5 protein-coding genes and 2 pseudogenes are annotated in these 6,104 nt (G+C 50.1%); all 7 read right to left on the bottom strand.

Going from position 1 to position 6,104, the window contains the following annotated elements:
• Positions 1 to 112 precede the first annotated feature (112 nt).
• The 7 genes and pseudogenes from NFS35_RS26135 to NFS35_RS26105 all read right to left on the bottom strand — a co-directional run bounded on the left by NFS35_RS26135 (position 113) and on the right by NFS35_RS26105 (position 6,077).
• A complete protein-coding gene (locus NFS35_RS26135) occupies positions 113 to 322 on the bottom strand; it encodes a hypothetical protein (protein ID WP_251209933.1) in 210 nt (69 codons plus the stop codon).
• 2 nt (positions 323 to 324) lie between these two features.
• Entirely contained in the window at positions 325 to 1,344 is a 1,020-nt protein-coding gene (locus tag NFS35_RS26130) for a PDDEXK nuclease domain-containing protein (RefSeq protein WP_004054162.1), read from the bottom strand.
• 274 nt (positions 1,345 to 1,618) lie between these two features.
• Positions 1,619 to 1,933: pseudogene (locus NFS35_RS29810) on the bottom strand (hypothetical protein).
• A 149-nt stretch (positions 1,934 to 2,082) separates the two neighbouring features.
• Entirely contained in the window at positions 2,083 to 2,427 is a 345-nt protein-coding gene (locus NFS35_RS26120) for a plasmid mobilization protein (protein ID WP_251209932.1), read from the bottom strand.
• Entirely contained in the window at positions 2,424 to 3,230 is an 807-nt protein-coding gene (locus NFS35_RS26115; RefSeq protein WP_251209931.1) for a DUF3848 domain-containing protein, read from the bottom strand. The genes NFS35_RS26120 and NFS35_RS26115 overlap by 4 nt, the downstream gene beginning before the upstream one ends.
• Position 3,231: 1 nt before the next feature.
• A pseudogene (locus tag NFS35_RS26110) lies at positions 3,232 to 4,227 on the bottom strand (SNF2-related protein); the annotation flags it as partial.
• Positions 4,146 to 6,077: a recombinase family protein gene (locus NFS35_RS26105; protein ID WP_251209930.1), complete on the bottom strand. Its 1,932-nt coding sequence runs from the start codon at positions 6,075 to 6,077 to the stop codon at positions 4,146 to 4,148. The pseudogene NFS35_RS26110 and the gene NFS35_RS26105, both read right to left, overlap by 82 nt.
• Positions 6,078 to 6,104: the final 27 nt, after the last annotated feature.

Here is a 6,104-nt window from a genome sequence, read left to right as displayed (position 1 = left end):
ATTTTTTGTCAAACATATGTTCGCAAAACGTATGTTTCTTTTTGTCACTCCAAAAGACGCAATTTCCTATAAAGTAACAAAACGGCCTGCATACGCAGACCGCTTGTTTCTTTTATTCACCATTTTTGTATCGGATGACCGGAATCTGTCTGACCTTTTTTCCAATGGCCCGGCGTTCTAACGCAAAAATCATATCGCTGGTGCGCTCAAAAAATCCGATGTCCTTTTTCCAGCTCATCCCGCATTTACAATGCTGTAAGCCGATAAACTGCTGTTTCATTTTTCTGCCGCAGACGGGGCAGACTTTATTACTGGTTCCCATATTTATTCTTCCATCTTATAAAAGCTGTCCAAGTTCAGCTCCCGTTTCAGTTCTTCTTCGGATGGCAGATAAGTAAAATACTTCGACGCGAATATCTGGCGGTTATCTTCCGGCAGCGTGTATTTTACAATGGAATCTCCTTTGTCCGCGCAAAGGACAATGCCAATCGGCGGCGTATCACCGTCATTCATCATCTCACGAGTGTAATAATTCACATACATCTGCATCTGGCCCAAATCCTGATGGGTCAGCTTGCCCATTTTCAAATCTATGAGGACAAAGCATTTCAGAATATAATTATAAAAAACCAGGTCGATGAAAAAGTCCTGCCCATCCAGTGTAAACCGTTTTTGGCGCGCCACAAATGAAAAGCCGCGTCCAAGCTCTAAAAGGAAGTGCTGAAGATGGTCAATCAGGGCTTGCTCCAGTTCGCCCTCATACACATGAGTGTCCGGCTGAATCTGCAAAAATTCCATTACATAAGGGTCCTTGATTATTTTTTCATATTCCGGTTTTGGCTCGGTAGTCTGGATTTCTTTTGCCACAAGCGATTTATCCTGACTTGCTAAAATGCGCTGGTAGTACATGGTGTTAATCTGCCGTTCCAGCTGCCGGACACTCCACGCAGATTTTGCACATTCTTCTGCATAAAAAGTCCTTGCCTGTTCATCCTGGACACGCATTAAAAGCCGATAATGGGACCAGCTCAATTCGGCACACAGTGTGTGCCGAATCGGAAACAAGCAATAAAACTGGCGCATTGCCCGAAGATTACGGACGGTAAAACCCTTTCCAAACTCAACAGTCAGCTGTTCAGATAAATAATCCAGAAGTTTTTTTCCATACTCGGCCCGGTCATTTTCTCCACACGCTTTATAGATTTGTTCTCCTATTTCCCAGTAGGTGATTACCATTGTGGAATTTACCGCCGCGCTTAAACGGTGTTGCGCGGAAACAATCGAATTGCGGATAGAATGATAGGTCTGTTCCGCATTTTGATTGATTTGCAAATCGTGATTCAATTTTGCTCCCTCCTTGCCTATGGACATTATACCACGCAATCACAAAAAAACAAATGCCCCAAAAATCTTGCTGTCTTTTTCATAAAAGCTGCGCTTTCTCTCATCAGAGATTGTAAAAAACTTGAAATAATGTGACCACGCCAATTTAACAGACGGTGTCTGGCATTTTCCATACATCCACTCCTCTATGAAAAGACCCGCCCGTTTGCGGGACTGTCTGCGCTATGACCTTTATCAGTATATCCTATTTCATGCCGAAAGTAAATCGCCAAAGCTATCTGGCGTTTCCTTTTTCCCACCTCTCCAAACGGGATTGGCACAGTGCGGCAATTTCGTTTTTATCTTCCTCCGTCACATTCCTGAGTCCCTTTGTCCGCTGGATTTCCAGCTAGCTTTCATAATCGGAAAGCAGAAGGTCAAAAAGCTCCTTTGGGGTATGGCAGACCATGCCGCTGCAATAGCCGGGTAATTCCCCTGTCCCATGAAACTCCACCCGGATATACCCATACCGGCTTTTGCAGACTTCCATTTCTGTATCCAATGCCAGATAGTCCCCAAAAATGTCTATCACCTGTTCAAATGACATCATAGCAGTCCACTCCTTTCGTAAAACCCTGTTCTGCCGCTATTATCCATGATTCCGGCACATCCGGCAAGTTTACCGTCAAAAAGAAAAAGCGGAGGAAGGCGCGGCGAAGAACGCCGTTCCTCCCTCCGCAGATGGAGCAAACTATCCGGTCAGGAGAGCTTGGAAAGCTGGGCCAGTATCTTCTGCACACCCTCCCAAAGCTGTTCCTGCCGCTGGGATATATCCTCCAGGTCAGCGTCATAAACCCGCCCGGTTCCATGCACTTTACGGGTCAGCTGGTTTAAGTTGTTGCTGGAATAGCGCATCAGGGACACCAGCTCCTTCAGTTCCGGCAAATCCAGCTTTACCACATACCCGTCCAGCGCCATTTTCCGCAGGTAGGCTTCCCGGTTGACGGTTCCAAGCTGGGACATTTTCTGCTCAATCAGGGCCAGCTCCTCCGGGGAAACCCGGAAATTCACCTGTACCTCCCGTTTCCGCTTTGCCGCGCTCATCGTTCCGGTTCCCGTTTCTTAGGGGCGGCGGGTCTGCGTTCCGGCGGCTCCTGTTTGAGTTTTTCCAGGACGGAGCCTTTCTCCGGGGCTTGAAGGACTTTCCGCGCCTGCTTCAAGAACAGGTCGGTCAGGCCGGGGTTGACCTTATCCACCACCAGGGCATAGCTGTGGCGGGGATCGCCGCCATCCTCCGGCATGGGGATTGTTTTCGCCCAGGCTTTGTTATCGCGGGAGATACGCCCGTCATGCTCCTTTTTCAGCACCGTATTGGCAAGGATAACCTGCATACGCTCCGGCCCGAACTGTTCCAGCACCTCTTTGACAGCGGCCTCGGTATTCAGACGGTTATCCCCATAGTGGGCGCTGATGGCCTGCCGGGTGGCTTCTTTGCAGGCAAGACTGACTTGCAGGGAGGCGCGGTACTGTGCCATCTCCCCATGCTCGGACGCATAGGCGACGGAGTGGGGATAGACCGGGGCGGCTCTCTGTTCTTCTTTGGCCCTGTGCATCTCATTCGCCCGTTCCTCAATGCTTTCCCGTATCACATCCATATAGCCGGTTTCCAGCTTTTCAAAATGGCGGTACACATCAGCCAGCGGGGAGGGGGAATCCAGCAGCGCCTGGGCCTGCTTATCGGAAAGTTCCAGTTCCTCCATCGCCATCACAATGTCCTCCCGGACGGTGTACTCATAGGCATGGTTTAGGACCTCCTCCGGGGACTGGCTTTTCAGCCAATCCCGGAAGGTATCCTGTTCAGCGGCCATCTTCTCATAAAGGGCCGTATTCTTTTCGTTGCTGTTCATATTATCTTGCCTCCTGTTCCTGTTGTTTGGGTTTCTTTTCCATGCTGCGGGGCGGGATGGGGCGTTTCAGCCCTTCCAGCACCGAGGGCCTTTCGCGCTTGGCAATCGCCGCTTCTGGACGGGACTGCCCCTTGCTGTCCATGTTCAGCTCCATATCCAGCTCCACCAGACGGGCGTTCTTGACCCGCAATTCCTCCTCATAGGGGAAGGCTTTGCCCACTTCCTCCTTCGCGGCGGCCTGCTGCTGGTAAAGGTTATCCAGCTGGACTTTGACGCTTTCCAACCGCTGGGGCATCTGGGAAAGCGCGTTGTCAATCCGGGTCAGGTTGCCGCGCGGGTCCGCGCCCAGGGCGGTACGGTGGGTCATGCGGCCTTTCAGTTGGAGCATATATTCCTTCTGAAAAGCGTCAAAGGTTACAAACATAGCAAATCCCCGGTAGCTGCCGACCTGCACCGGCTCGGAGCCTTTAACCTCCTTGCAGGCGTCCAGAAGGGCGGCTCCGGCGTTCTCTTTGTCGGTGAGCGTATCGCCCCGGACTTCCATGCCGGTAAATCCGTCTGTCGGGTGGGGGTGTGCCGCCAGGGTTTCCATATCTGTTTCCAAGCCCTGGATAAAGCCTTTGTGTTTCTCGATCTCCTCCGGGAAGTGCTTTAACAGCTGATCTTCCAGCCGGTACTGCTTGCTCTGGTGGTCGGCCTTCATCAGCTTTAAGCGGGATACCTCCACATCCAAATCCATACGCTCCTTGATGCGGGGGTCCCCGGCGCACAGGGCCTTGATCTCCGCAAAGGACAGGGCGGTTTCGTCCACATCGTCACAGCTGCGGACCGGTGATTTTGAGGTCATGATCTGGGAGATGAATTTCTGCTTGTTCTCCACCGTCTGCCAGAGGTATGCGTCGAAGGTCCCTTCGGTCACATAGCGGTAAACATGGACCAGCGGGTTCTGGTTGCCCTGGCGCTCGATCCGCCCTTTTCGCTGTGCCAGATCAGTCGGTCATTTTTTGCGGACAGTTCAATACATGCCTGTCTGCTTCGTTCCCTGCTCCTGCGTTTCGTTTCTGTCCCTTCAGCCTTTCTTATCTTTCCCCTGCACTCTGGACAATACTTCGATATTGCGGAGCGGGGGACGTATTCAACACCGCACACTGTACAATTCTTAGGCTTTAACGCTGTCCACCGCTTCGTGGGTGTGATATGTAATTCACCGACAAAGCCGATGAATTTATAATAAATATTGATTTCCTGCTTTACTGTTCCGTCCGCTGACTTCTCACGCTCCGAAACAAGTATCTTGTCTATCAGTGCATTTACCACTGTTGCATCCAGTTCCTTTAAGCCTTGATAGTTGCGGATAAGGGAGAGGAAGTCACGGATTCCCTGCGATTTCTCATAGCTTTCGTTAAGAGTTTCCGTTACTTCCCTCAACCGTGTTTCGGTTTCAAGCTGTTCTTTCTGGTATTTTCCCGACATCATCTCAAAATTCCGCTCGGTGATACGCTCCATGACCTTATCCTCATAGAGAGAGGAAAACAGCCTGTCAAGCTCCGCAAGGCGTTTGTTCAGCTTCTTTTGTTCTTTCTCCATTGCCTTTGCTTTGCTCTGGTCTGTTTCCGTGAGCCGCTTCTCAATCGCCCTCACCGCCCGCTCGTCATTCACCGCCATATTCGCAAAACGGTTGATGTCGGCAAGGACGGCGTTGGATAAATCCCTCGCTTCAATGGCGTGTGCGGTACACATGACGTTTCCGTATCTGCCATAATTATTACAGGTGTATTGTACGCAGTCGATAATGTCGGGGCGTTTTCTCCTGTTCGCGCTCATAGCCCGCAGAGCATAGCCGCAGTCCGCACACTTGATAACGCCTGCAAAGATATTCTCAAAACCTCCCTTGTTCTCTGGAAGTCTGCGGCTTGTAATAAGCTGTTGGACAGTATCAAATTCCTCCTGCGTGACTATCCCCTCATGGGTATTGGGTATCACTTCCCATTCTTCTGGCAACTTGGACGGTCTTTTCTTGCTTTTCATATTGGCGGCAATCCGCTTGTAGCCTGCAAGGTTTCCCGCATATATCGGGCTTCTTAAAATGCCCCTCACGCTGTTCTCGCTCCAGATATAGCGGTTTTCTTCATTGTCCTCAAAGTATCTTTCGTAGCCTGCCGCCCCCTGCTCCGCCGCATAAGCGGCAGGGCGTAAGACGTGCTGTTTATTGATGTGCTTACGGATTTTTCCAAGTCCGTTTCCTGCCAATGCAAGGTCAAATATCTCTCTTACAATGTGCGCCACCTTATCGTCAATCAGCAGATGGTTGTGGTCGGCAGGGTCTTTGATATATCCATAGGGTGCATACGTCCCCATGAATTTCCCCTGCTGAAACCTCGCTCGGTACGCCGATTTTATCTTGACCGACACATCGGCAGAATACATTTCGTTTAGGATATTGCGGAATGGGGTGATGTCCATCGCCGATTTATTCAAGGTATCCACGCCGTCATTGACCGCTATATACCTCACATTATGCTCTGGGAAAAAGACTTCCAGATATAAGCCGCAGTCAAGGTAATTCCTCCCTAAACGTGATAAATCTTTCGTAATCACGCAGTTTATCTGTCCGTTTTCAATGTCCTTAATCATGTTCTGGAAACTCGGTCTTTGGAAATTCGTACCAGAGTACCCGTCGTCCACATACGTTTTTGCCAAATGCCAGCCCTGTTTCTTCACATAATCCGTGAGGATGGATTTCTGTGTGGCAATGCTCGCACTCTCGTTATCCGTTCCATCGTCCTTTGATAAGCGGCAGTAAATACCGACTGAATAGATTTTCTTTTCTTCTTTGATTCCTGCCATACTGTAAAACCTCCGTATCTGTCCTAA

It is taken from the genome of Acetatifactor aquisgranensis (genome assembly GCF_943193215.1).
In the GTDB taxonomy this organism is placed as follows: Bacteria; Bacillota; Clostridia; order Lachnospirales; family Lachnospiraceae; genus Acetatifactor; species Acetatifactor aquisgranensis.
This window is presented reverse-complemented; position numbering and strand designations above follow the sequence as displayed.

Bases quoted from the DNA above. Each gene is read 5' to 3' on its own strand.
- NFS35_RS26120 (WP_251209932.1), bottom strand. From the start codon at position 2,427: ATGAGCGCGGCAAAGCGGAAACGGGAGGTACAGGTGAATTTCCGGGTT.
- NFS35_RS26135 (WP_251209933.1), bottom strand. From the start codon at position 322: ATGGGAACCAGTAATAAAGTCTGCCCCGTCTGCGGCAGAAAAATGAAA.
- NFS35_RS26105 (WP_251209930.1), bottom strand. From the start codon at position 6,077: ATGGCAGGAATCAAAGAAGAAAAGAAAATCTATTCAGTCGGTATTTAC.
- NFS35_RS26115 (WP_251209931.1), bottom strand. From the start codon at position 3,230: ATGAACAGCAACGAAAAGAATACGGCCCTTTATGAGAAGATGGCCGCT.